Origin of the sequence: Apibacter sp. B2966, assembly GCF_011082485.1 — a bacterium.
GTDB lineage: Bacteria > Bacteroidota > Bacteroidia > Flavobacteriales > Weeksellaceae > Apibacter.
On record NZ_CP049714.1, the window covers coordinates 961648 to 988508 of the forward strand.

Consider the following 26861-nt stretch of genomic DNA (forward strand, 5'->3'; position numbering starts at 1 on the left):
ACAATTTATTTTTATTGCATTTAATTTATATATTATATTGGATAAAAATTTAAACTAAACATTTGATTATTTAAATCGTTTAATATATTTATCTCTTATTTAAAGAACTCTTCGTGTACTTTCTTAAAAGAAAGTAATTCGTTACACAATGAATTATTCAACTTATAAAAACTATAAAAATATATTTATAAACATCTGTAAGTACTCAAATTAAATTTATTTTATATAATTTTTTTAAAAAATTTTTATAATATTTGCGATTCATTCAATAGTATTTTAAAAATAAAACCCACAAGTTCTTTTCAAACTTGACTTGCAAAATTCTTTTAAAAATGTACTTAGTATTAAACATTTCTTATGCAAACACCAATTCTATAAAAATTATTACATATAAACTACTATATAATTATACGTTAAAAGTATTTAGATAAATATTAATGTATTTTATTTCTATATATTAAAAAATAATATATATTTATCCGAAATTATAAACTATATTAATGGAAATTATAAACAACTGATTTTAAATGAATTACTAATTTTTTAATAACAATTTTTATGAAAAAAATTCTTTTAACACTTAGCACTATTTTAGCGCTATATTCATGTAATAATGAAGACTTACATGATGGTTCATCCCCCTCTCATTCTTTGAATGATAAGAAAATTATCAATCAGTCCGGCTCTATACAAGGAGTTACCTATTCATTTGATAATGTGGAAGTAAATCCTAATTTAGTAACCTTGAATACAGAAAATAGTTCTATTCTTAGTACTAAAGAGGAGTTATCAAGAGGATTTATTAGTTTACAAAACATATCTGAAAAAATCGGTAAAGAATTAATCCCGGGTAATACCGTTTATTTAATTACCCAAGATTCGACTTATATAAGAAATATAACCTCAATTAATCATAAAAATGATATTTATAATTTAGAAACAACGGATGCCAATATAGGCGATGTTTTTGAAAACGGTACTTTAAGCTTATCTTTAAATATTGATGATACTAATAAGAATAGTTCTTTACTTGCGCTTAAAAATGCATACGATAAAGAATACGTTTTTCATCCTTTGATATTTAATAAAGAATTTCGTGTAAAAGGGCTAATTTTTAATCCTGACAGTAAATTAACTCCTTCTATAGCTGTAAAATTAGGTTTTGATAAATCACGCATTATACCTAGCGTAATTGAGATGTATTATAACAGCCATACAGAATATAATCCAACTTTAACATTAGATAAAGACTTTAAGGGTAAATTTTCTCATGATTTTATCGATAATGTTCCACAAATCTTGATCGATTATTTAAAAAAATATAGTGTAGAAATTAAAATTCCTACCGGCAAATATTTAGGAGACGTTCCGGTTAAAATAAGTGTAAACCAAATTAATTTTCCAACTGAAATTGAAGCAAACGTTTACAGAGGATCTAGCGTGAGCTTTAAAGCCGAAGGTAATATAAAATTAGGTGTTAAATTTACACTTGATAATAATCCGGATTATATCTATGAAAATGGAATTCAAAAAATAGACGGATTTAATAACAATTTATACGGAGAAGTTTTAACCGATATGAAATTTATCATCATACCTCAAGTTCAAGTTTTCCAATCTAAACTAATTGATGTTAAAGGTAAAATAACTGTAGGACTTAAAACTTCTAATATAGGTAATGGAACTTCTTCAGATGACTCTAAAAGTTTTTCACAAGGAACAGTTTATACTTCTGCGGCATTCACTTTTTCAAGTTTAGGTTTACCTGCCTTTACCACCGATATTTTCAAAAAATCAATAAATATATGGAAAAAAGGAGAATATATTAATTCTGTTTCTTTTTCAAATTTTAAAGTGGGTAAAGCTACCATTGTACCATGCAGCGGTTTGACCTCTTTTGGATATGATGTGTTGTTAGATTATAAATACAGCTTACCAGGTAAAACAATTTCCGGTGATTTAGAAATAACTTATGATGTATATGCTGATAATGGTACTCTTCTTGAGTCCAATAAAACAGTTAAAGTGTTGCCATATAATGTAACTTCTAACTCATTTAAATTCAACATGTGTATTCCTTTCAGAAAAATCAATTTCTTCAATATATCTAAAATTAGTTATGTTAAAAATATAACTATTAAAGATGCTAACGGTTATATAGCGAATGGAATATTAGACCCATTGACCGGAAGCCCGGTTACTGAAATTGCATTTGTAAGGTAATTTTTCTTAGTAATATATTAGTAAAGGTAGACGCTCATTGTCTACCTTTTTTTATTGAACTAGTATTTCCTCAAAAAAAATCAAAATGTATAACATTAAAATTATCAATTTTTAAATTTTTCTTAAGATGTATAAGATATCGTGAAGAATTTTTAAAAAGAATAGTAAATAAATACGGTAAACATTTTAAAGGACTTACAGATTATTACTAAATTTGCACGATAAAATTGTTATTATGCAACTTTCAGAACAAGAACTAATTCGAAGAGAAAAATTACAAAAACTTAAGGATGCGGGTATCGATCCATATCCCGCTGCAGAATATAAAGTTACGCATACTGCTCAAGAAATAAAAGATCAATTTAAAGAAGGAGAAAAGGTTGTGATTGCCGGAAGACTTATGTCTAATCGTATTCAGGGAAAAGCGGGTTTTTCTGAGCTGCAAGATACCACCGGGCGTATTCAGCTGTATTTTAACAGAGATGTAATTTGTCCCGACGATGATAAATTTAAATATAACGATTTTTATAAAAAATTGCTCGATTTAGGTGATTTCATAGGAGTTGAAGGAGAATTATTTGTTACTAAAATGGGCGAAAAAACCGTAATGGTTAACGATTTTAAACTTCTTTCAAAGGTATTGCGACCACTTCCTCTACCTAAAGTTGATGAAGAAGGAAAAGTCCATGATGCATTTAATGATCCTGAATTAAGATATAGAATGAGATATGTTGACTTAGTAGTCAATCCTCATATAAAAGAAATTTTTATTAAACGAACTCGTCTGTTTAATGCAATGAGATCCTTTTTTAATGATAAAGGATATTTTGAGGTTGAAACCCCTATACTTCAATCCATTCCCGGAGGAGCTGCGGCTCGACCGTTTATAACTCATCATAACGCCTTAAATATTCCATTATATTTACGAATTGCAAATGAATTATATTTAAAACGTCTTATTGTTGCCGGTTTTGAAGGTGTTTACGAATTCTCTAAAAACTTCAGAAATGAAGGAATGGACAGAACGCATAATCCTGAATTTACTGCAATGGAAATTTACGTTGCTTATAAGGATTATAATTGGATGATGAAGTTTACTGAACAATTATTGGAACATTGCGCCCTAGCAGTAAACGGAACAACCCGAGCAACATTTGGAGAGCATGAAATTGATTTTAAAGCTCCATATGCCCGAATTTCCATGACCGATGCTATTAAAAAATTTACGGGATTTGATATAACAGGAAAATCTGAGGAGGAATTGAGAAATGCAGCAAAAGAAATGGGTGTTGAGGTGGATGAAACTATGGGTAAAGGAAAAATCATCGATGAAATATTCGGAGAAAAATGTGAAGGTAATTTTATACAACCAACCTTTATTACTGATTATCCCAAAGAAATGTCTCCATTAACTAAACAGCACCGAGATAATCCTGAATTAACCGAACGTTTTGAATTAATGGTTTGCGGAAAAGAAATTGCTAATTCTTATTCAGAATTAAATGATCCCATAGATCAAAGAGAACGTTTTGAAGAACAATTAAAATTGTCTGAAAAAGGAGATGATGAAGCGATGTTTATTGATCAGGATTTTTTACGTGCATTGGAGTTCGGTATGCCTCCTACTGCAGGTTTAGGTATAGGAATGGATCGATTAATCATGTTCCTTACTAATAATCCGTCTATACAAGAAGTATTATTTTTCCCGCAAATGAAACCCGAGCAAAAAGCATCTTCTATTGAACATTCTGAGGAAGAAAAGATTATCATCAAATTATTACAAGATAATAATTCTTCTATGGAATTAAGTGAATTAAAATCTTTGACCGGAATAAGTGGAAAAAAATGGGACAAAGCCATGAAATCGCTTTCTAAACATTCATTGATTACTGTTACTGTTACAAATGAAAATAAAACAGTTGAATTAATTTCTTAAAATAAAATTTTTAAAAAATACAATATTTAAGGCTATCTTTTTTAGATAGCCTTTTTAAATTAAAATTAAATTTAAAAATGAACTAAAAAAATGTTTTTATTATCTACTAAATCTATAGGGATTGGATGATATTAAATTCATATTTATTATCTTTGTTTAAAATCAAAATAAATAAATGATTATGGAAACCATATTTAAAAATAAAAGTCAAGAATTACTTAGCAGTATTGAAAATCTAAAATTAAGTAATTCTGATTACGAACAAGTTGCATCAGAATTATTTAAATATAATTTTAATGATTACGATGCAGCTTTTTCTATTAATAAAGTAAATGTTCCGGAAGGCAGTTATGTTCGTTTACCTATTTATGCTAATAAATGCTGTGCAATTTTAATGCTTTGGGGGATAAATAATAAAACTGCCATTCATGACCACTTAAACTATGACGGATTAATAAAAGTTTTAAAAGGAAATCTTACAGAAGTTAGTTACATTGAAGATAAAAATTTCATAGTATACGAAGGAGAAGGCGTAGCTCCTGAAGGTGCTATTTTTCCTGAAGATTTAGGAGGTATTCATTCGGTAGTTAATAATTCTTCGGAAATATCTGTTAGCTTACATATCTATCACACTCCTCAAACCTCTTTAAAAGGTGTTAGAATTTTTGATATTGAAAATAGAAAAATAGCCATCTTAAATGATAAGGCTACATCCTGTTCATGGAATTTACCTGAAGATAATTACGAGAAAATCACTCAATTATAACTAGTATAATCTAGTATAATTTTAAAATATTTAAATTCTAACTCAGATTGAGTTAGAATTTTTTAATTAAATATTAATTCATATTCGTCAATTTTAAAGCCTAACCAGGAAATCAATTTCTACCTTTCAGATATTAATTCTAATCTTATATTTTTATTTTTTTGAACTTTACAACTTATAAAGTTTAGCAATAAAAAAAGCTATTCCTTTTAAATGAAATAGCTGTTTAATCTTATTAATTGTAAAAATTATTGTAAAAGTTTTTGAAGATTTAAAGCATCTGCATTTTGAGGATCCACAGATAATGTTTTGTTCAAATAAGTTTCTGCTTTATCTTTATTTCCTTCATGAAATTCTTTATAAGCGAAAAATGTATAGGCAATAGCTAAATAGGCTTTTTCATTGGCTGAATATTCTTTCTTCGGTTCAACCATATCAATATATTTTTGGAAGGCTTGAGCTGTAAGACCGCTTTTATCACTCGAATCATACGCGTATAATGCCATACCTTTTCCGGCATAAGCTACTTCCCAGGTAGGAATTAGAGAAATCAATTGGTCCCATGATGCAACAGAGCCTAAATAATCTTTAGCTTCGTATTGTTCTAAAGCTAAATTATACCATGAAGTTGTATCGTTAGCATCAGCCGCTACCGATTTTTTCAAAGCCTCAATTTTAGGATTAGTTATAGATGCTTCTGTTTTAGCTCCCGGTTGTAAGGATAAAAGAATAGATTGATAATCATAGGTTTTATCTCCTTGACCGATGGCTTTGGTTAAATTCAGTATCGCGGTTTTGGTTAATTCCTCTTTTTCTTGACCGTTTGCAGTTTTAAGTAATGAGGCTTGTATTTTTCCTAAAACTCCATAATCTGAACCTTCTCTTTTTGATTCAGGAATGGTTTGTAAATATTGATTTATATTTTTATAGGCTTCGGAAAAATCTGAATTTTCAATTAAATCCAATGCTTTTAACTTAAATTTTAACGGATCGGATATATCATTCCAATTTTTAGTCAGTAAATCTAAAGACTTTGCATAATCTTTAATAAAATAGGAAACTTTAGCTAATTCAAATTGAGTCTCGGCATCGTTGTTCCCTGACAAAGAAATATATTTTTGTAAGTTTTTAAAAGCTTCATTATAATTACCGCTTCTCACATTAAAGTCTGACAAATATTTGTATGTTAATGGATAATTAGGATTAGCTGCTATGGCCTTGTCAAAATTTTCTGAAGCTAATTTTCCTTGTCCATTGGTTCGCCCCCATATGTTTCCTATTAATGCATAAGGTATGGATTTATCTTCGGCAATTCCTAAAGCTTTAGTATAATTGGAAACCGCCTTACCCGGATCTTTTTTTTCAAAATAGGCATTTCCTAAAACTATATAGTATTCGGACTTATCTTTATTTTTAACCAAGTCTAATAACTTTTGGCCATATTCGATACTTTTATCATAATCTGTACTTTCCGGCTTATTGGTAAATAATTGATAGGCTTTTGATATTTGAAATAATACATCCGCATTTTTGTACTTAGATCCTTTGGCGATGGATTCAAATTCTGCATTTGCTTCCGATTTTTTTCCTTGATATAATTTTATTATCGCCAATCCGATTTTGTTTAAATCAGATTTTGGATCTAAAGCCAATCCTTTATTAAAAATTTGTGAAGCCTGTTCTAGATCAGGTTTAGAAATTGATAAATAATATGCTCCTAAATAATAATAATTGTCTGCTGATGGTGATTGAGCTGCTAATTTTTCAAAAGTATTTTTGGCCTTGCTATATTGATCATTTCCTAAATACTTAATACCTTCTTGAATACTTTGTGCATTCATAAATCCTGATAACATCAAAGCAGAGATTACAAATGTTGCACCTATTTCATTTTTCGCGTAATTCATTCTAAATTTTTATTTATTTTTCTTTTTATTTTATTTTTAACTATTATTTGTATTCTAATAGTATTAAAATTATTTATTTTTTAAAATTTATCTTCCATGAAGCTCAATCCTTCTTTCATACAAATAATAGGGTTGAAGTCCTGCCCTTTTAACAATAAGCTGTCCTCTCTGAGAGCCACAAAATCTTGAAAAACTGCTCCCTATTTTAAAACTGTTTTCAGCATTTAATAGAAAAACTCTTTTGGTGAAAGGGTATATACCTTCACGCAAATTAGGCACCGTCGGATTTATTAAATTACCATCCGCTTTTCTTATAGGCAATATTCTCACTTTTGAAAGGAACTCCTTAACTTCATTACTATTTTCTTCACTTAATACATCCAAACCAATAATTCCTATATGAGAGCTATTTTTACTAATAAATTGGATTACCTCTTTTCCATTTGAAAATGAGTTAATTTTTTGATTTTTAGTAAGTTTAAACCCTAATTTTTTTTTAAATTATTAAAATTACTTGAATTTCCTCCATCAAATACAAATTTACTATCATTTGAAATAATATTTGATTTTAAAGAAGTTTGGTCAATTTCTTTAATGGAACTTTCTTTTGACACAACAAAAATGGTTGCATCACACGCTATTTGTGTTGAAATATAAGTAACATTGGTATGATTATATAAAATTCCGGCTTCTTCTGAAGATAAATCCCTGGTAGTCATTGCTATGGAAACCTTACCGTTCAAAAGATCAGCGATCACTAAATCTTCAACTTCCGGCTTGAATAAAATTTTTGTTTCGGGATAAGAGGATTGAAAAACTTCAACTAAAGCAGAGCCTAAATTCATAAGTGACGGATCAATAGCTAAAGTTATATTCCCTTGCCTATATGCTTGTTTCTTTTTTATATCTTCTTGGCACGAAATACATATAATTAAAAAAGCTAAAAATACTATGGGGCTGATAATTAATCTATTGTTCATTTTGTCTAATATATTTAGTCGCTCGGTAAGCTCTAAAAAATCCGTAAACTATTAATAATCCCCCTAAAATCCAAGTATATTCAGGTTCTAATTCAATAAAAAACTTTTTATAAACAATAATTAATATTCCTATTATAAAATACCCAATTCCAATAAATATGGAAAGTGATTTATAACTTAGCTTCATACTTCTTTTTTTGAAGAATTCTAAATAACAAATATAAAAATATTTATTTACTTATTTTTGCAGTTATTATTCTTATAATCTTTTTAAAAAATAAATTTTATGGATTATGTTATCAATACATTTTCAGACTTAGAAGATGTTGCTAAAGAAATAATTTCAAATTCAAAATATAAAATTTTTACACTTAAGGGAAATCTAGGTGCCGGAAAAACCACTTTAGTAAAATATTTATGCAAAACACTTGAATGCCATGATACCATAACCAGTCCAACTTTTTCATTAGTAAATGAATACCTGTGTCCTGCAGGTAGAATTTATCACTTTGATTTATATCGAATTAAATATATGGAAGAATTAATAAATATTGGTTTTTATGAATACATAGATTCCGATAATTATTGTTTTATAGAATGGCCGGATATATGTGAAAATGAATTACCTGAACATCATAAAATTTTATTAAATTTGATGGATCAAACCAGGCACTTAACATTTAACTAATATGGGTATTTATACACCTTTTTCCGAAGAAGAGCTGATTCCCCTGGAGGAACGAATTGAAGTGATAAAAAAAGGAGGAAAATGCAGTATTGGTATTCCTAAAGAAGATCATTTGATTGAAAGCAGGATTGCTCTCACTCCTGATGCTGTATCGGTTCTGAGCTCTAATGGTATTGAAATCATAATGGAAAGTGGAGCCGGTTTAGGGGCTCATTATTCCGATGCTTTATATTCCGAGGCAGGGGCAAAAATTTCATACGACCCTAAAGAGGTTCTGTCTCAACCCATCATTTTAAAAGTTGAACCTTTATCCATAGATCAAATAAAGCACTTGCAGCCAAATTCCTATTTGATTTCTGCTGTACAAATAAATACTCAATGCAAAGAATATTTCGAAGAACTTTCTAAAAAAAAGATTACGGCTTTAGGATTTGAATATATACGAGACAGCCATAATGAATTATCCATTGTACGACTTATTGGTGAAATAGCCGGAGTTTCCAGCATACTTATTGCCGCTGAATTACTGTCTTCTACTCATGGGGGAAATGGTCTTTTACTAGGAGGAATAACCGGTGTTAGACCGTCCAACGTAGTAATTATAGGAGCAGGAAATGTGGGAGAAAGCGCCGCACGTTCGGCATTAGGGTTAGGAGCCACCGTAAAAGTGTTTGACAATTCTATTACTCGACTTAGAAGATTTCAAGAATTACTGGGACGACGGTTGTATACATCTACGATAGACCCGAAAGAGCTCAGCAAAGCGTTAATTCGCTGTGATGTTGCCATTGGTTGCTTAAAGGGAGAACTTAGGGCGCCGATTATTGTACCTGAAAATACTGTTAAAAGAATGAAACCGGGATCTGTTGTCATTGATATAAGCATTGATAACGGAGGCGTTTTTGAAACTTCAGAAATAAATGCTAAAAATGAAGCTTTTATTAAACATGAAGTCCTACATTATTGTGTTCCCAACATCACTTCTAAATTTGCAAGAACCGCTTCTAAAGCTTTAAGTAATTTCTTTTTAAGTTATTTTCTTAATCTGAACAATCAAGGAGGATTTGAAGCTATGTTTAGAAAAAACCGTGGAATTTGTCAGGGCATTTATATGTACAAAGGCAGAATTACTAATAGACAGATAGCTTCTTGGTACGACCTGCCGTATCAAGACATTCATTTACTAATTATTTAAGCATGTCATTTTCTAAAAGATTAAGACTCTATCTTACGGGTTTTTTTATGGGTCTTATATTTATATTATTTGTATTTGGTAATAAGATATTTTCTTGGTCATATTTGCCCAATGACAGGGTTTTAGCTGAAATACAAACCATACCTTTAAAATTTTCAAATCAAAGTCTGGAAAGTCTTAAACTAAAAAAAATATCTCTCAATTTTATAAAAGATACAGTTCTTAGTAAAGGTAAAATAAATTTTAAGATGAGTAATGCTCAAGCATTGCCTTGCCCTCATTATGTCCTTCATTATGAAAGCTTAAAAGTTACATTTACTAAATGCAAAGACACGGTAGTCATAAACACGATTGATTAATCCTATTAAGGATTTTTTAACATAAAATTCCGTTTGTACAATTTTTTCCTATATTTACAATCTAAATGTAAAACAGAATATATGAGATGGTTTACTAGACAGAAAAAAAACATCAGTACTGACATTAGCGAAAAGAGGGAGGTTCCTGAGGGATTATACTATAAAACTCCATCCGGGAAAATTATTGAAACTGATCAATTAACAGCTAATTTCTATGTAAGTCCGGAAGATGATTTTCATGTTAGAATTGGTAGTTCCCAATATTTCCAAATTTTATTTGATAATGGTAAATTTAAAGAACTTGACGTAAAAGTTCACAGCAAAGATTCATTAAATTTCGTCGATTCAAAACCGTATAAAGATCGATTAAAGGAAGCACAATCTAAAACTAATTTAACTGAAGCCATAAGAAATGCCGTAGGTAAAGTAAATGGAAAAGAAATTTATATTTCTTGTATGGACTTTAGTTTCATCGGAGGGTCTGTGGGATCTGCGGTTGGAGAAAAAATTAGAAGAGCCATCGATTACTGTATTAAAAATAAATTACCATATGTAATTATAAGTCAATCCGGAGGTGCTAGAATGCAAGAAGCAGGGCTATCTTTGATGCAATTGGCAAAGGTTGAAGCTAAATTAGCTCAATTAAGTGATGCCGGACTTCCTTATATATCTGTATTAACAGATCCAACCTTTGGAGGAATAACCGCTTCATATGGTTCTACCGGTGATATTATAATTGCTGAACCCGGCGCATTAATCGGATTTGCAGGACCAAGAGTAATTAAAGAAACAATCGGAAAAGATTTACCTCCTGGTTTCCAATCTTCTGAATTCCTTTTAGAAAAAGGCTTTATAGACATTATCGCACACAGAAAAGATTTAAAAAATACCATTTCACATTGTGTTGACATGTTAATGAATAAAGAAGTTAAATAAAATATAAATAACAAAGAAAAAGCTAATAATTATTAGCTTTTCTTTTTTTAATCCATTACCTAAAAATTTATAATCTCCTCAAATAAATGACCCTTAATTATATTTGGATTGCCTTTATTATCTTATCTTTCTTTGTAGGATTTCTTAAGTTCCTGTTTTTAGGAGATACGGTAATCTTTAAACATATGGTTGACGGGTTGTTTAGTACTACCAAAGTTGCAGTAATGGATATAGCTTTGCCTTTAGCAGGAATGATGACTTTCTGGTTAGGAATAATGAAAATTGGTGAAAATGCAGGTGCTATACGTTTTCTCTCTAAACTGGTTTCTCCTTTTTTTTCCAAATTATTTCCCTCCATTCCCAAAGGTCATCCTGCAATAGGAAATATGATGATGAATTTTAGTGCCAATCTTCTTGGACTGGATAATGCCGCCACTCCTTTAGGGTTAAAAGCAATGGACAGTTTGCAAACACTGAATACTAAAAAAGATACTGCAACGGATGCACAGATCATGTTTTTAGTTTTGCATACCTCGGGACTAACATTAATCCCGACTTCCATTATGCTCTACCGTTATTTAAATGGCGCACAAGATCCCACCGATATATTCGTACCGTGTATTGTTGGAACTTTTTGCACTACTTTATTTGGTATAATTATAGTAGGAATTAAACAACGCTTAAACCTATTTAGTCGCCAAATATTGATTGGTTTATTAGGGGCTCTTGTAATGATTTTTGGTCTTTCCTACTTCATTAAATATTCCACAGATTCTCGAACAAAATATGCTGTTGAGTATGTATCTCATATCACCTCTCAAACTGTATCCGGTGAAAATGTGACTACAGAAGATTTCGTTAAATTATATCCTGATTCATTTCAGAAGGAGATTAACATAAAAGATAAAAAAATAACTCCTGAGTTGATCCGTAAAACTAACCAAGAATATATAAATTTTGAGCGTGGTACAGCCTCTCGAGTGATTAGCAACGTACTTTTATTACTAATTCCCGTTGTATTTATTATAGGCGCTTTTATAAAAAAAATAAATGTTTTTGATAGTTTTATTGATGGTGCTAAAGAAGGTTTCGGAGTATCTGTAAAAATAATTCCTTATTTAGTTGCCATGTTGGCTGCTATCAGTTTATTGAGAACCAGCGGGATAATGGATTATCTAATTAATTCTATTTCTTATTGCTTTTCCTCGTTACATATCAATACCGATTTTTTACCTGCACTCCCTACTGCTTTAATGAAGCCCCTTAGTGGGAGTGGTAGCCGTGCATTGATGATTGAGGCCATGCAAAATTATGGTGCTGATTCTTTTGTAGGAAGACTTACCTGTATATTTCAGGGAAGTGCAGATACTACTTTCTATATAGTTGCTCTTTATTTTGGAAGTGTAGGTATTAAAAGAATTAGATATTCTCTTACTGCAGGTTTGCTGACCGATTTATTAGGCGTAATCACAGCCATTTTTATTACCTATTATTTCTTTGGGTAGCCATTAACTATAAATATGTTAATTTTTTTAACACATCATTGAACTCCTATAACAATATTTTTCTTAATTAAATATTAATATCTTTGCACCTGTTAATATTTAATTTTTCTTTGTTCCTATGAATGATTTTAGTTGGGGCCAATTAGTCAATCCGGAGTTTTATATAAAGTTAGGCGGTATTTATTTAGTTTTATTTATAGTTTTTGCTGAAACAGGTCTCTTTGCCGGATTTTTCCTTCCCGGAGATAGTTTATTATTCCTCTCAGGTATATACAGTAAGGAGTTAATTCGAGAAATTTTTTATATTGAATCAGATTTTTTAAGTGTTTTTTTATTATCGTGCTTAATTTCAATTGCCGGTATAATTGGCAACGAAATAGGTTATTGGTTTGGAAAAAAAAGCGGAACTTATCTTTATAATAAAAAAGATACCTTTTTATTCAAAAAAAAATATCTTTTCCAAGCAAAAGAATTTTATGAAAAACATGGAGGAAGAGCAATTATTCTTGCTCGGTTTTTACCTATTTTAAGAACATTTGCACCTATAATTGCCGGAATTGTTCAAATGAATAAGGGTAAATACTTATTTTATAATGTTTTAGGATCAACGGCTTGGTCTTTTTCCTTATTATTTGCAGGACATTACCTTTATCAAATATTCCTTAAGGAATTTAATTTCGATTTGAAACGTCATATTGAAACAATTGTATTAGTAATGGTAATAGTAACCACCGCCCCTGTAGTAGTTAAGTTATTTTTCCAAAAAAATAATGATATTTCAGAAAATTAATGTAAAAAACTAATAGATATATATAATTTTTGAAATTATATATATCTACCAGCTGCTTTTAATTGCAATAAATTATTGACTGTTTAATTTTACTTAATTCAATAATTTTTATACTTTTTGAAAAGTTTAAAATTAAATTTATAGTATATTCGGAAGGACCTCTCCTTTCATTTGACAAATTAATAGATTTTTTGTACATTGAATATTGTTCTTTACTAGTTATTATAGTATAGATAACGATATTAAATTAAATTTTATTATTATAAATGAATGTTAAATTTTTGGTCTCAATTAGTTTTCTTAGATTTAAAATTGCATATCTCATTCTACCTAATGCTGTATTAATTCCGACATTTGTTTCTTCTGCAATTTCTTTGAAGCTTAAACCTTTATAAAAGCGTAATTCTAAAACTTCTTTTTGATCTTCAGACAGCTCATTTATAAGTCTTTTAAGATCCAGGTTAATTTGCTCATTTATTATTAAATCCTCTATGGAAAGTTCGGATACTTTTACAAAATCAAATATATTATAATCCTCATTCTGTCCACTGGATTCATTAATTATTTTCGTTTTATTCGAAACCCTAAAATGATCGATAATTAAATTATGTGAAATTCTCAAAACCCATGGTAGAAACTTCCCCTCTTCGTTATATTTTTTCTCCTTAAGAGTTAATATAACTTTTATAAAAACATCTTGAAATAGATCTTCAGCTAACTCCGGGTTATTAACCTTTCGATTGATATAATTATATATCTTTAACTTATGCCTATCCAACAATGTTTTAAGAGCATTTTCATTTCCATTAATATAAGAATGAACTAATTCACAGTCAGTTCTTTTTATCATTACTTATGATATTTGTTAGTTAATAGAGTAAAATTTTATTCTATATATCTAATAATTTCAATTTTCTAACAAGACAACTTCTTAGGGAACAAATGTATATATAAAATTTTAAAAAAACCTAAAAAATGTTAATGAAATTATAATATTTTATTCATGCAACATAAAATTGATTTATTTTTTTCTTATTTATACTGCAAAATTCTACTATTACTATCAAAACTTAAATACCATGAAATAAAATCAAAACTTTTTCATTAAGCAATATAATTTTTAAAATATAGAACAAATTTATATATTGCAACTTGAAATCTAAATATTAATATGAATAAGATAAAATACCAATTAGAATTTGCTATGAAATGTTCCACTACTCTTTTGTTTGAATATATTGGAACTTCTTCAGGTATGAGTGAATGGTTAGCAGATGACGTAATTGAAAGAGGAGATAAATTTACTTTTGTTTGGGGTGATCAAGAAGAATCAGCCAACTTAATACGATATAAAGAAGAATCTTTTGTGCGTTTCAGATGGGAAGAAGATGAAGGAACGAAATATTTTTGGGAACTTGCCATACATGTTGATGATGTAACCAGTGACGTTGCTCTTGTAATTACTGATTTTGCCGAAGAAAGCGATTTAGAACACTCAAAATTATATTGGGAAAATTTAATTGAAGACCTAAAAAAGATTATAGGTTCTTAAATAATATAATTACTCCCCGTATTAGGGCCAATAAAAAAAACCACTAACACAAAAAATACTAATGATTTAGTATGAAAATTATTTTCAATCAAAATTGTATTGAAGAAAATCAATTAGTAATCAATTACACTGAAAACAATTATTTTTCCGGGGATTTTGTAAACGGTTTCTGTTGGCTATTTCAAAATAAACTCCTCTATTGGGAATATGTATATTTCCAATTGATGGCATCCATGAGAAAAATGAGGATAGATATACCTCTAGCTTTTACTCCGGAATTATTTGAAGATCAAATTAAAATACTCTCTGAGAAATTAAACACCACAGAAGGTAGAGTAAAAATAACAATCTATAGAAATATCCAAAATCATCCCCCTTCATTTATAATACAAATTTTACCCCATAAAAATTTCTTTGTAACTACTGAAAATGAAGTTGATGTTTATAAAGAAATTCTTATATATCCCAATTTATTGTCAGATTTATTAATTTATCAGCCTCTTAATAGCATAGCAGAACAATATGCAAGAGAAAATGAGTTACAGGACGTTATTTTGCTGAATAGTGAAAAAAGAATAGCTAGATCTGTATTAGGCAATATATTTTTAATTCAAGATAATATAATTGTTTCCCCTCCTTCTACTGAGGGAGCCATCCAATCTGTTTTAAAGAAAAATTACATCCTTTTTCTACGAGAAAAAACAAATTACATCTTTAAAGAAGCACCAATATCTCCTTTCGAAGTTCAATCTGCAGATGAATTTTTTATACTTAGTGATGAAAATGGATTACTGCCCGTTACCCGGTTGAGAAAAAAAGTTTTTAAGAAAGATCAGACCCGTTTATTGACAAAAAAATTTATCGGTTATTCTTCAGAATAGTTGGTAACTCAAAACATCTGTTTTTGTTTTAAATAAAAAAAGGTCGCATAAGCGACCTCAAACTAAAACCACAAAAAAATGAGAAAGCGATTACATTTAAGTAATCATGTCTTGAAAGATCATTAAAAATCTTTTTAAAGATATCTCTTACTTTCTTGATGCAAAAATAATCTAATTATGGTTCTATAAAGGGTTTTATCAATAAAATTATTTTATAGTGTAAATAGTACGTTTTTTATTACCCCTCAATTTTAGATAGATAAACACGCTAAAGTGTAAAATAAAATTTAAGCTTGTACTATAAAAATGGTGGGTTCTTTGTGAAAATTTGGTTTTTTAGCTTTCCAATCTTTGCAATATAAAGTTTTAATAGATTCGTTGGGAAGAGTAACATTCGTAGCAATACATAAAGAAGTTTTTGGATTTAAGTATTTAATCAAGTCATCAAATAACGCTTGATTTCGATACGGAGTTTCCATAAATATTTGCGCTGATCCTTGATTTCTGCTCACCTTTTCAAGATTTACTATTGTCTTTTTCCTTTCATTAGAATCTATGGGAAGATAACCGTTAAAAGCAAAATTTTGACCATTTAAGCCACTGGCTATTAAGGCTAATATGATGGAAGAAGGACCTGTAATAGGAACTACTCGAATATCGTGTCTGTGACACCAAGAAACTAAAATATTACCCGGATCTGCTATGCAAGGTAATCCCGCTTCTGAAATTAATCCAACATCCTCCCCGTTTTTCAAAGGCTGTGAAAGATAATCCAATTCCTCTTCCGTGGTTCTTTTATCTAATATTGAAATACTTAATTCGCTTTGGATTATATCCGGACATAAAAATTTAATAAATTTTCTGGCCGATTTTTGATTTTCAGCAACAAAAAATTTTAACGTATGTAATAATTCGATTTCTCTCGGAGAAAATATATCTTTGGGTGAAGTTTCACCTAAATAGGCAGGAAGTAAATATAATACAGCCATAATTATTTTTTACTAAACTTTTTTCTTCTTACTAATATAAACGAACCTCCTACGATACTGATTAAAACGATAGGAACCCCTAAATTTAACCATTGCCAATACGATTTTTCCTGAACAATTAGAGGCTTATTCAACATTCTCATTTGTACCGTCCTGTTTCTTAAAAGCATTAAACCGTGATCATCTAATAAATAGTCCAGGGCGTTTATTAAAAATTCTTCGTTTCCATAAGTAATACCTGTTGAATAATCAAAACCTAAAGGCAAAGGTTGACCTTTTATCACCTGATTTCTTGCTATGTCACCATCGGATATAACGATCATCTTATTATTGTTTGACCGGTCCACAAAATTTTTAATTCCACTAGACTCTATCCTATCCTTGTATGCAGAGTTAAATTTCCCTTCAAGCAAAACTGCCAATATTTTAGGCCCTTTATTGTATTCGTTCCAATTTACATTTTCTCTTTCAAATAACTTTGCTTCCTCAAGTGATATATAAGAGGGTACTCCTTGAAGCGCGGTATAGGAAGAACTTTGATAGAGAATTGTTTTTTTAACTCCGGGAGTATCTAAGGTATCTATGGAAGTAGGAAACTGAAAGGATACCGGATTAATATTTTTGGTTATCGGATGATTATTCAAGGAAAATCCCATAGGAAAATATACCCAAGGTACTCTTGCATTTTGTGCATTTCCTTGTATTTCTCCAACCTGTAAATTTATATAGGTAGGATTTTTTATATCCTTAACAATTCCGGAATTTATCCTTACTCCGTAAGAAAATAATAAATCAGTTAAATTAAGATCATACGGATAAGCCAATATTTTACTGGACTTAATCAAAGTATCCATTTCGGCATTAACTTGATCAATTGCCCATAGTGTTTTACCTCCACTCATGATATATTGGTCAATCGTTAATTTTTCCTTATCAGTAAAAGCTTTTCTTGGTTTGGCAATCAGTATGGCGTCAAATTTCTTAAGAGTTGGTAAATCCTGAAGTGACAGTGTCTGACTATCTTTAGGAAAAATAGGTCCGAAGTCATAACTTTGATGAATCCTGTTAGCCAGGCTGAACATTTCCAATCGATTCAGTTCTTTTTGATTAACTAAAATGCCTACACTTTTCAAACGTTTATTGGATAACTTATCAATAGCACTTATAAAACCGTATTCCAGATTTTCGATAGATTTAGCCATTTGCTCATCTCCTGTTATTCCTGCCTGAGAAATTATTAACGGTACTGTTTGCCCATTGCCTTTATATTTTATAGTTGCATAAGGAAATAAAATTAGTTGAGATGATGCTCCATCTTTTTCAACCCGCAAAGCCGAAGGAGCCATACCCATAGCTTCTAATGTCTCTTGTGATAATTTTTCCTTTATTGGATCTATTAATTTAAAATTAATATTGGAATTTAACCTTTTAAATTCATCCAGCAGACTGAGGGTTTCAGACTGCAGTTGTTTAAAATCTGCAGGAAAATCTCCTTCTAAATATACATCAATCTGCATGGGCTCATCAATTTTTTTTAATACTTGACGAGTACTTTCAGTTAACGTATATCGTTTATCCGAAGTTAAGTCAAACCTTTTATAAAAAAAACCACTAGCCAATATAAAACCTGCAATAAGTAGGAATACTAAGCTAATATTTATCTTTTTTAAATATCTCATTACTTTTTGCTGTTGATTATTCGAATCGATAATAAAAGAAATCCAACTATTAAAAAGATAAAATAACCTATATCTCTTGTATCTACGATCCCTTTGGTAAAACTGGTATAATGTTGAAAAAATCCTATTTTTTGCAGGGTATAATCTAAATTCCCTAACAGATTATACGATGCCAAATTTTCAAATCCATAAAAACAAATAAAACAAAAAAAGACACCCGTTACAAACGCTAATACCTGATTTTTTACTAAGGAAGAACAAAAAATACCAATTGAAGCAAAGGTCATAGACAAAAAGAGTAATCCGATATATCCGCTAACAATAATTCCTGAATCTACATTTCCTTTCGGTAAACTTAAATAATTAATCGTATAAACAAAGGTAAAAGTAGGAAGTAAAGAAAATAAGACTAGAATTAGAATCGCCCAATATTTACCTAAAACAATAGATGAAACAGACAATGGTTGAGAAAATAACCAGATCAAAGTACCGTTTTGCTCTTCTTCCGCAATGCTTTTCATTGTCAAAGCAGGTAATAGGAACATCAATATCCAGGGAGCAAGTATAAAAAAGTTATTTAATGTAGCCAATCCTACATTGAAAACATTAAAATCATTATCGAAAAACCATAAAAATAACGAACAGATTAACAAGAAAGCAGCCGAAACAATATAAGCGCCTAATGTTCCAAAATATGCCCAAAGTTCTTTTTTAAAAATTGAAAACATACGATTCTTACTTTTTCTTTTTTCTGTTAACTAATTTTACAACCAACATAATTACAAGAACTAGAGCAATAAAACTGATCAATAAGCTTAGCCACATTCCCATAAAATATTGTTTAAAAATAACTATAAATATTACGGCAAATAAAATAATAGTAGCAACTTCATTCATCATACGAAGCTTAATAGAAGTCGTATTGAATTTTCCGGCCTTTATTCTCCTAATACACCTCCAACTCCAGTAATGATATAGAGCTAACGCTCCAACAAATACCAGTTTGATATGGAACCAAGGTTCTCTTAAAATGTAAAAAGTAATATCCCCGCGGGTATTAATCATCATTAATGTTCCGGTTATAAGCATTATAATTCCTGCCGGAACCGTTATGATATCCCATAAACGAGAAATCATATATATGTATTGCTTTCTAAGAATCTCACGTTCAAGCTCCGGTTTTTCATTGGTATCTATAAAATAAACAAATAAACGTATTAAGTAAAAAATCCCCGCAAAATAGCTTACCATAAAAATAATGTGAATCGCTTTTAAGGCAAAATAACTGGGAATATCAGGAATATGCATTATACAATCAATTTTGAATGCGAATTTAATAAATTTAATATTATCAATACTTTAATATATAACCCTGTGAACAGGTTATATATACACACCATATATATTTAAGCTAAAATTATAGTTCTTTGAATGTTTGAATAATTGATATAACTTTTGGTAATAAAAAAATAAGTAAATATTGCTTAACCATCCTATCAATTTCATAAATAAAATTAGTATTATACTGAATAAATGTAAAATTTTAGGCATTTTTTTTGAAAATAACTTTAAACAAATGTATTTAGATAGCATACATTAGTATCAAAAAATTGTGTTATTATTTCAATTAATTAATCATTTATATAATTCTGTTTATGAAAAATACTTTACATCCTAAGAAAAATGTTGCCGTATGGGTAGGAATCATTTCAGGAATCATTTCAGGTTTTATCAAATTCGGTTGGGAAGTTCCTTTTCCTCCCCGTACTCCCGAAAGAGATATGACCAATCCACCACAACACCTCCTGGAACAACTGGGAATGTCTCATGACCTCTCCCATCTCATGTATTATTTTAATGATAATCCGCGACCGATCATGAGCTTTATTATTCATTTTTCCTTCTCAATTATCTGTGCAATATTCTATTGCTTAGTTGCAGAATATTATCCTAAAATTAAATTATGGCAGGGAACTGCCTATGGAATATTTATTTTCATAATGTTCCATATTATTATAATGCCAATACTGGGAACGGTACCTGCCCCGTGGGATCAGCCTTTTGCAGAACATTTCTCTGAATTTTTCGGACATGCGTTCTGGACCTGGATAATTGAAATTACGCGTAGAGATTTACGAAACCGAATTACGAAACAACCGGATTCTGAAATCCCTCTTACCTCTCCTTTCAGGTAAAAATTTTATATTTCAATATACATGTAAAAAGGAGCATATTTTTATGCTCTTTTTTTTGCCTTATTTACCTAAAAAAAAATCAAAACATTTCTATACCTTTGTTTTAAAAATAAGACATAAAGAAATGAAACCCGGAATTCCTAAAGGCACCAGAGATTTTACCGCTAAAGAATTACAAAAGAGAAGATACATAATTACTAAGTTACAATCCAATTTTGAAAAATTTTGCTTTCAACCGTTGGAAACTCCTTCTTTTGAAAATTTAGATACATTAACCGGTAAATATGGAGAAGAAGGAGATCGTTTAATTTTTAAAATATTAAACAGCGGTGATTTTCTAGCTGAAGCGAAAAAAAAGAATCCGGATATGTCTCAATGGAGTTCCAAAAATATAATCGGTTCCATTTCGGAAAAAGCTTTGCGGTATGATCTTACCGTACCTTTTGCGCGTTACGTCGCTATGAATCACGGGCAACTTCCCCTACCTTTCAAACGATATCAAATTCAACCGGTGTGGAGAGCAGATCGACCTCAAAAAGGACGATATCGTGAATTTTATCAATGCGATGCCGATATCGTTGGTTCAGCCAGTTTATGGCATGAAGTAAATCTTACTTTATTATACGATTCGGCTTTTTCGGATTTACATATCCCTATTGAAATTCATGTAAACAACCGAAAGTTATTGGCAGCTATTGCTCAATATGCATCTATCGAAAATCAATTAATCGATTTTACCGTTGCTTTGGATAAATTGGACAAAATTGGTTTAGATAAAGTTTTAGAAGAAATGTCAACTAAAGGTATTGGACAAGATTCTTTACAAAAACTTATTCCGATTATTGAACTTTCAGGAACTTTTGAAGAAAAAATTTCGCAACTAAAAGATATACTCACAGATATTGAAATAGGGCAAGAAGGTATTCAAGAGATGGAATTTATTTACAATCGGGTAAAAGAAATTGGTCTTACCTCTGCGGAATTGGTTTTCAACTTGACCCTAGCGCGAGGTTTGGATTATTATACCGGAACTATTTATGAAGTGAAAGCTAAAAATATCTCCATGGGATCAATTGGCGGAGGTGGACGATATGACAACCTCACCGAAATATTCGGCGTTAAAAACATGCCGGGAGTAGGTATTTCTTTCGGATTAGACCGAATATATTTGGTTATGGAAGAACTTAATCTTTTCCCTGAGGCTACATTACATCAAAAACAAATTCTCTTTTTCAATTTCGGTGAAAATGAATGTCTTCAAGCATTGAAACTAATTAAAGAACTTAGAAGTAAAAACATTGCTTGTGATTTATATCCTGAAAAATCTAAACTTCAAAAACAATTTACCTACGCAGAAAAAAAGGAAATATCTTTTGTAGCCTTTTATGGAGAAGATGAAATTAATACGAATACAGTAACACTTAAAAATATAAAAACAGGCGATCAGAAAAATTTATCTATTGATGAAATTGAAGAATTTTTATCTTAACTTTAATGGATTTTATCTCAAATGATTCGCGAAATTACAGTTATTTAACTAGTAATTAATCACATAAAAGCTTTTAAAATTGGCATATTTTTAGATTGGTTTTTCTTTGTTAATTAATTTAATAAAACCAAAATAATAATGAACAAGTTTTTAACTTTAGCATTTCTAGTAATGCTGTCCACATCTGCCTTTGCTCAATCCGGAAGAAAAGAAATGAATAAAGAATACGGCAGACAATATAAAGAGATAGGCAAAAATCAAAATTTATCCGGATATGAAAAAGCACAAAAAAAACGTGAACTTTCACTTCAACAAAAACAAGATAATTTAAATTACTCGAACTCTCATGACCATGCATACGATCACCACTCAGAGCTTGCCGACAAAAAGAAAAAAGAATTAGACGCTAAAATTGATCAATTAGAAGAAAGATATAAAAGAGATAAAGAAAGAATTGAAAATAACCGTCAATTAAGCAAAAATGAAATAAAAATTCAAAAAAACGAACTTGAAAGAACATATAAAGATAAAAAAAATGCATTAGTTAGAGAAAAGAAAGCAATTAAGAAATAAATTTTATTAATGAAATAAAAAATAATTTCTTTATTTAAAAAATTGCATTTAACTTTATCTTATGAAATATTTTAAATTACTATTTTTTCTTTCAATGCCTTTTTGTGTTCTACAAGCGCAAATGCAAAGTTTAGAAAAAAAAATTCATTCCATTACTAAGAATAAGAAAGCCACTGTGGGAGTGGCCGTAATTTTCGACGGAAAAGATACCTTAACAGTCAATAACGATATGGAGTATCCGGCGATGAGCGTTTTTAAATTTCATCAAGCACTTGCTTTGTTGGACTACATGAACAAAAATTTACTTTCTTTGGAATCTAATTTATATCTGAAAAAATCAGACATAAAAAAAGATACTTACAGTCCTTTAGCAAAAGAGTACCCGGAAGGTAATTTTACTATTCCTATTGGCGATTTGTTAAATTATACGGTTTCCAAAAGTGACAACAACGCCTCTGATGCTTTATATTATTATATGAGTGGTACTAAAATGACAGATCTGTATTTACGTACACTAGGAAGTAAAAATTTTTCCATTCAAGCAACCGAAGAGGAAATGAGCAAAGATTTTAATAACCAATATATAAATTGGACGACTCCGTTAGAAGCTGCCCGTTTATTGGATATTTTTATAAATAAAGATATCTTTTGTAAAAACTATAAAGATTTCTTATTCCAAGCAATGACAGAATCTGAAACAGGTTCGGATAAGTTAAAAGCTCTTTTACCTAAAAAAGTTTTAATTGGACATAAATCCGGCAGTTCTTCCCGAAATTTGGAAGGTTTAAAAGCCGCCGATAACGACATCGGTTTTGTTTATTTACCCAATGGGAAACAATATTCTATTGCAGTATTTATTAAAGATTCCAAAGAAGACGACAAAACCAATGCTCGAATGATTGCCGATATTTCTCAGGTAGTATATAACTTTTATAAAAATAAATAATTTTTCATTTTGAAATGTTACATATATCAAACCGGAATGATTTTTAAAAATCATTCCGGTTTTTTAAAACTAACAATAACTAGATATTACGCTATTTCCTTTCTAATTTCATCCAAAAATTCCAATTCAGAACGTGGAATTAATTTTTTAGCTATATCCAATAGATTATATATATCTGTACGCACCTCTTCTTCTAATTTTTCTTCTCTAAAAAACAACGATTTTTGTGAAATATGAATAATGGAGTAAAGCAAAGCTCCCAACTGCACATAATTTTCAAACGCAACTCCCGATCCAAGATCCTCTGTTGCCGGAGCAGATTGTAAATAATGACGTGCTTTATCAAGCCAAAAATCTTTAGTATTTGTCATTCTCATTTGTTATTATATTGTCAAAATTAGCTCATTATTGAGATGGTATTTTACAAGTACTTACTTGTATAATACAATTATTGAGATGTATTTCACAAATACATTATTTTTAGCCGTATTTTTAGTATTTTTGTATACATAAATAAATAGTAACAAAGAATGAAATTAGATATTGCTCCTCAAAAAACACATCATGGTAGAAATATCAAACGATTGCGCGAAATGTTAGGAATAAAACAAGAGGCGATCGCTATTGATTTGGATATTACCCAACAATCCGTTTCTGAACTTGAGCAAAAAGAATTTATCGATGATTCTACACTAAAAAAAGTAGCCAAAACTCTTAATGTTCCGATTGATGCTATTAAAAACATGAATGATGAAGCAACTTTTAATTATATCAACACTTTTAATGATATAGTAGAAAGTTCATTTTTAAATAATCCAATAAATTGTACTTTCAATCCTATTGATAAAATTGTAGAGCTCTATAATGAAAAGGAGGCTTTATATGAGCGCATGCTGAAAGAAAAAGATGAATTATTGGAAAAGTTATTGAATAAATAACGGATTTCAATTTAGATAATAGTTTAAAGAGGTTTTAGTGTTAAAATCTCTTTTTTTATTTTACTGATTTTTTTCAAATCATATGTTTTATTTAACTGAATTGATTAAAAATAAAAAAACACTCTCAAATATTGAAAGTGTTTTTTTTAATCTAATGTTATAACTATTTTAACTGTGAATTGCTCTTTTTTCGGTAGCTTCTAAGGCAGCCTCTTTTATGGCTTCAGCATACGTAGGATGTGCATGGCTCATTCTAGCTATATCTTCAGCAGATGCTCGATATTCTAATAAAGTCACGGCATCCGCAATTAAATCGGCGGCACGAGCGGCTATCATATGAATTCCCAATACTTCATCGGTTGCCTCATCAGCCAATATTTTTACAAATCCGTCCGTATCGCCACTGGCTCGAGCCCTTCCTAAAGCACGAATGGGAAATTGTCCTATTTTGTAACTACGCCCCTCCTCTAATAATTGATCTTCAGTTTTTCCTACTCCTGCAACTTCCGGCCAGGTATATACCACAGCGGGTATAAGATTATAATCTATATGAGGTTTTTGTCCTGCTAACTGTTCGGCAACTAAAACTCCTTCTTCTTCCGCCTTGTGTGCCAACATAGGTCCACGAACCACATCTCCTATAGCATAAATATTCGGAATATTCGTTTGCAAATGTTCATTTACTTTTATTCTTCCTTGATCATCCAATTCAATACCTGCCTTTTCCAATCCAAGATTTTCAGTATAGGGTTTTCTTCCGACAGCGACTAAACAATAATCACCCTCAAACCTGATTTCCTTACCGTTCTTTTCCACTGCTTGAACAAATATTTTATCTCCCTTACGTTCTATCTTGGTAACTTGAGTGGATAAAGAAAATTTCATTCCTTGTTTTTTTAACACTTTAAGTAATTCCTTAGATAAACCTCCATCCATAGTAGGAATTAACCGGTCTAAAAATTCTATGACGGTCACTTCTGCTCCCAACCTTTTGTATACAGATCCTAGTTCTAACCCGATAACTCCTCCCCCGATAACCAATAAATGTTTAGGTATTTCTTTTAGATTTAATGCCTCTGTTGAAGTGATCAAACGTTCTTTATCTGCGGGAGCAAACGGAAGGTTTGCAGGTTTAGAACCGGTGGCTATAATGAAATATCGAGCTTCCAGGTTTTTTATATTTCCTTTCTCATCTTTAACTTCCAATTGATTGGAAGACTTAAAAGTACCCATACCATGAAAAACCGTAATCTTATTTTTATCCATTAAATAATCGATTCCTTTACCTGTTTGTTCAACGACTTCATTTTTCCGTTGAATCATTCTGCTAAAATCAATCGTTGGCTTAGTAATTTCAATTCCGAAGTCTTTAAATTGGTGTAAAGCTTTATCATAAAGCTCGGAAGCATCTAACAAGGATTTGGAAGGAATACATCCCACATGTAAACAGGTGCCTCCTAAATGGGAATATTTTTCTACCAATGCGGTTTTAAATCCTAATTGTGCACAACGAATGGCTGAGACATACCCCCCGGGCCCCGATCCAATGATTACTATATCGAAATTACTCATGATTTATTTTTCTACTAGGTTGGAATTCAAAGATAAAAAATATACGTTCAATTTATACATCTCACCTAAACAATTTTATAAATTTAAAATTACTTAGCCTATACCTTTACATAATGTATTAACCATAGTTAAACAGTAAAAGGTCTTAATCGAAATTATTTCCATTTCCAATCCAACATTCTTTTATACGGAATCGATTTTGATTCTGCTAAATCAGTAAGATTTTTAGTAAGTGAGTCTTTAGCCTCTATTTGAGATTTTGGAATAATAATATTTCTTCCCCTATCTAATTTTATAAAAAAATGCGAGGGAATTTCATAGATTAGTTCTATATTGGAAATAGGAATTTTTCCTTCATTTTCACCGTTGGAAAGGATTATATCATCCGTTGAAAAAGTAAGTCCAATGGTCTCTAATTGCGTTTTATTAAAATTTCGATAAACAAAACGTTTATAAAATCTTTTATATATCCAGCGGGAATAAATCGGATAAACAAATATAAACCCAATTCCAAATACTCCAAAATAAGCGGCTAATGCATAGTTCTTTAAAAAAACAAAAATTACAGCAAGTACAAAAAAGGCAGAAGTCCATAAAAGTAGCCCTTTTTTCCTTTGTTGTTTTACTATTTCATTCATCGAAGCACTAAAAAGCTGATGAGTAAGATAATCATCTGCTGAAATTTTATAAGTATATGTATAATCTTTCATAATTGTAAATGTATGAAATCCGTCGAATTTATGTTAGTGATTTAATAAGTAA

The 26861-nt window shown here is 30.1% G+C and carries 28 protein-coding genes; 16 read left to right on the forward strand and 12 right to left on the reverse strand.

Going from position 1 to position 26861, the window contains the following annotated elements:
• Nucleotides 1-558 precede the first annotated feature (558 nt).
• From G8C43_RS04060 to G8C43_RS04070, 3 genes are all read left to right on the forward strand, one after another.
• Nucleotides 559-2223 (forward strand): hypothetical protein, encoded by a 1665-nt coding sequence (locus tag G8C43_RS04060; protein ID WP_166004350.1) that lies wholly within the window; start codon nt 559-561, stop codon nt 2221-2223.
• Nucleotides 2224-2458: 235 nt separating this feature from the next.
• Nucleotides 2459-4159, forward strand: coding sequence for a lysine--tRNA ligase (gene lysS / locus G8C43_RS04065; RefSeq protein ID WP_166004353.1), 1701 nt, complete (start codon nt 2459-2461; stop codon nt 4157-4159).
• A gap of 181 nt (nt 4160-4340) precedes the next feature.
• Nucleotides 4341-4925, forward strand: coding sequence for a cysteine dioxygenase (locus G8C43_RS04070; protein WP_160557144.1), 585 nt, complete (start codon nt 4341-4343; stop codon nt 4923-4925).
• A 248-nt stretch (nt 4926-5173) separates the two neighbouring features.
• Here the strand turns inward: G8C43_RS04070 and G8C43_RS04075 are convergent, their stop codons facing one another.
• The 4 genes from G8C43_RS04075 to G8C43_RS04090 form a co-directional block, all read right to left on the reverse strand.
• On the reverse strand, nt 5174-6832 hold the full coding sequence (locus G8C43_RS04075) for a tetratricopeptide repeat protein (protein ID WP_166004355.1): 1659 nt from the start codon (nt 6830-6832) through the stop codon (nt 5174-5176).
• An 87-nt stretch (nt 6833-6919) separates the two neighbouring features.
• Nucleotides 6920-7216 carry a hypothetical protein gene (locus tag G8C43_RS04080; protein ID WP_166004357.1) on the reverse strand — a complete coding sequence of 99 codons (297 nt, stop codon included), beginning with the start codon at nt 7214-7216 and terminating at the stop codon, nt 6920-6922.
• A 101-nt stretch (nt 7217-7317) separates the two neighbouring features.
• Nucleotides 7318-7812, reverse strand: a complete 495-nt coding sequence (locus G8C43_RS04085) for a substrate-binding domain-containing protein (protein WP_166004360.1) — start codon at nt 7810-7812, stop codon at nt 7318-7320.
• The gene (locus G8C43_RS04090) at nt 7802-7999 is read right to left on the reverse strand and encodes a C4-dicarboxylate ABC transporter (RefSeq protein ID WP_166004362.1); all 198 of its coding nucleotides are present in this window, start codon (nt 7997-7999) and stop codon (nt 7802-7804) included. The genes G8C43_RS04085 and G8C43_RS04090 overlap by 11 nt, the downstream gene beginning before the upstream one ends.
• A 99-nt stretch (nt 8000-8098) precedes the next feature.
• On the opposite strand from G8C43_RS04090, the gene tsaE reads away from it, so the two are divergent.
• The 6 genes from tsaE (at nt 8099) to G8C43_RS04120 (ending at nt 13285) form a co-directional block, all read left to right on the forward strand.
• On the forward strand, nt 8099-8500 hold the full coding sequence (tsaE, locus tag G8C43_RS04095) for a tRNA (adenosine(37)-N6)-threonylcarbamoyltransferase complex ATPase subunit type 1 TsaE (RefSeq protein WP_160541933.1): 402 nt from the start codon (nt 8099-8101) through the stop codon (nt 8498-8500).
• A gap of 1 nt (nt 8501) precedes the next feature.
• Nucleotides 8502-9695 carry an alanine dehydrogenase gene (locus G8C43_RS04100; RefSeq protein ID WP_166004364.1) on the forward strand — a complete coding sequence of 398 codons (1194 nt, stop codon included), beginning with the start codon at nt 8502-8504 and terminating at the stop codon, nt 9693-9695.
• Nucleotides 9696-9697: 2 nt separating this feature from the next.
• Nucleotides 9698-10054, forward strand: coding sequence for a DUF4258 domain-containing protein (locus G8C43_RS04105; RefSeq protein ID WP_166004366.1), 357 nt, complete (start codon nt 9698-9700; stop codon nt 10052-10054).
• Nucleotides 10055-10135: 81 nt separating this feature from the next.
• Nucleotides 10136-10990 carry an acetyl-CoA carboxylase, carboxyltransferase subunit beta gene (gene accD, locus G8C43_RS04110; protein ID WP_105298041.1) on the forward strand — a complete coding sequence of 285 codons (855 nt, stop codon included), beginning with the start codon at nt 10136-10138 and terminating at the stop codon, nt 10988-10990.
• A gap of 86 nt (nt 10991-11076) precedes the next feature.
• The gene (locus G8C43_RS09935) at nt 11077-12495 is read left to right on the forward strand and encodes a nucleoside recognition domain-containing protein (RefSeq protein WP_221411577.1); all 1419 of its coding nucleotides are present in this window, start codon (nt 11077-11079) and stop codon (nt 12493-12495) included.
• Nucleotides 12496-12613: 118 nt separating this feature from the next.
• A complete protein-coding gene (locus G8C43_RS04120) occupies nt 12614-13285 on the forward strand; it encodes a DedA family protein (protein ID WP_160541930.1) in 672 nt (223 codons plus the stop codon).
• Nucleotides 13286-13532: 247 nt separating this feature from the next.
• Here G8C43_RS04120 and G8C43_RS04125 read toward each other — a convergent pair whose 3' ends face one another.
• A complete protein-coding gene (locus tag G8C43_RS04125) occupies nt 13533-14135 on the reverse strand; it encodes an RNA polymerase sigma factor (protein WP_105298044.1) in 603 nt (200 codons plus the stop codon).
• Nucleotides 14136-14456: 321 nt separating this feature from the next.
• On the opposite strand from G8C43_RS04125, the gene G8C43_RS04130 reads away from it, so the two are divergent.
• Both G8C43_RS04130 and G8C43_RS04135 read left to right on the forward strand, forming a co-directional pair.
• Nucleotides 14457-14837, forward strand: coding sequence for an START-like domain-containing protein (locus G8C43_RS04130; RefSeq protein ID WP_105298045.1), 381 nt, complete (start codon nt 14457-14459; stop codon nt 14835-14837).
• A 71-nt stretch (nt 14838-14908) separates the two neighbouring features.
• Complete coding sequence (locus tag G8C43_RS04135) at nt 14909-15718, forward strand: aminotransferase class IV (RefSeq protein ID WP_166004368.1); 810 nt, start codon at nt 14909-14911, stop codon at nt 15716-15718.
• Between the two features lie 287 nt (nt 15719-16005).
• On the opposite strand, the gene G8C43_RS04140 is transcribed toward G8C43_RS04135, so the two are convergent.
• The 4 genes from G8C43_RS04140 to G8C43_RS04155 are packed head-to-tail and all read right to left on the reverse strand — an operon-like array spanning nt 16006 to nt 19694.
• Complete coding sequence (locus tag G8C43_RS04140) at nt 16006-16707, reverse strand: SAM-dependent methyltransferase (protein ID WP_166004370.1); 702 nt, start codon at nt 16705-16707, stop codon at nt 16006-16008.
• A gap of 2 nt (nt 16708-16709) precedes the next feature.
• Complete coding sequence (gldG, locus tag G8C43_RS04145; protein WP_166004372.1) at nt 16710-18386, reverse strand: gliding motility-associated ABC transporter substrate-binding protein GldG; 1677 nt, start codon at nt 18384-18386, stop codon at nt 16710-16712.
• Nucleotides 18386-19114: an ABC transporter permease subunit gene (locus G8C43_RS04150; protein ID WP_166004374.1), complete on the reverse strand. Its 729-nt coding sequence runs from the start codon at nt 19112-19114 to the stop codon at nt 18386-18388. The genes gldG and G8C43_RS04150 overlap by 1 nt, the downstream gene beginning before the upstream one ends.
• Nucleotides 19115-19121: 7 nt before the next feature.
• Nucleotides 19122-19694, reverse strand: coding sequence for a CopD family protein (locus G8C43_RS04155; RefSeq protein ID WP_166004376.1), 573 nt, complete (start codon nt 19692-19694; stop codon nt 19122-19124).
• A 347-nt stretch (nt 19695-20041) separates the two neighbouring features.
• On the opposite strand from G8C43_RS04155, the gene G8C43_RS04160 reads away from it, so the two are divergent.
• From G8C43_RS04160 to bla, 4 genes are all read left to right on the forward strand, one after another.
• Complete coding sequence (locus tag G8C43_RS04160) at nt 20042-20581, forward strand: YagU family protein (protein ID WP_166004377.1); 540 nt, start codon at nt 20042-20044, stop codon at nt 20579-20581.
• Nucleotides 20582-20705: 124 nt separating this feature from the next.
• Entirely contained in the window at nt 20706-22070 is a 1365-nt protein-coding gene (hisS, locus tag G8C43_RS04165) for a histidine--tRNA ligase (RefSeq protein WP_166005698.1), read from the forward strand.
• Nucleotides 22071-22208: 138 nt separating this feature from the next.
• A complete protein-coding gene (locus tag G8C43_RS04170) occupies nt 22209-22643 on the forward strand; it encodes a hypothetical protein (RefSeq protein ID WP_160541922.1) in 435 nt (144 codons plus the stop codon).
• A 61-nt stretch (nt 22644-22704) separates the two neighbouring features.
• Nucleotides 22705-23589, forward strand: a complete 885-nt coding sequence (gene bla / locus G8C43_RS04175) for a class A beta-lactamase, subclass A2 (RefSeq protein ID WP_166004380.1) — start codon at nt 22705-22707, stop codon at nt 23587-23589.
• Between the two features lie 86 nt (nt 23590-23675).
• Here the strand turns inward: bla and G8C43_RS04180 are convergent, their stop codons facing one another.
• A complete protein-coding gene (locus G8C43_RS04180) occupies nt 23676-23960 on the reverse strand; it encodes a hypothetical protein (RefSeq protein WP_166004381.1) in 285 nt (94 codons plus the stop codon).
• A gap of 159 nt (nt 23961-24119) precedes the next feature.
• Here G8C43_RS04180 and G8C43_RS04185 point away from each other — a divergent pair, with 159 nt between their 5' ends.
• Nucleotides 24120-24527, forward strand: coding sequence for a helix-turn-helix domain-containing protein (locus G8C43_RS04185; RefSeq protein WP_166004384.1), 408 nt, complete (start codon nt 24120-24122; stop codon nt 24525-24527).
• A gap of 168 nt (nt 24528-24695) precedes the next feature.
• Here the strand turns inward: G8C43_RS04185 and lpdA are convergent, their stop codons facing one another.
• Nucleotides 24696-26099: a dihydrolipoyl dehydrogenase gene (lpdA, locus tag G8C43_RS04190; protein ID WP_166004386.1), complete on the reverse strand. Its 1404-nt coding sequence runs from the start codon at nt 26097-26099 to the stop codon at nt 24696-24698.
• Between the two features lie 155 nt (nt 26100-26254).
• Nucleotides 26255-26809, reverse strand: coding sequence for a YcxB family protein (locus tag G8C43_RS04195; protein ID WP_166004388.1), 555 nt, complete (start codon nt 26807-26809; stop codon nt 26255-26257).
• Between the last annotated feature and the right edge of the window lie 52 nt (nt 26810-26861).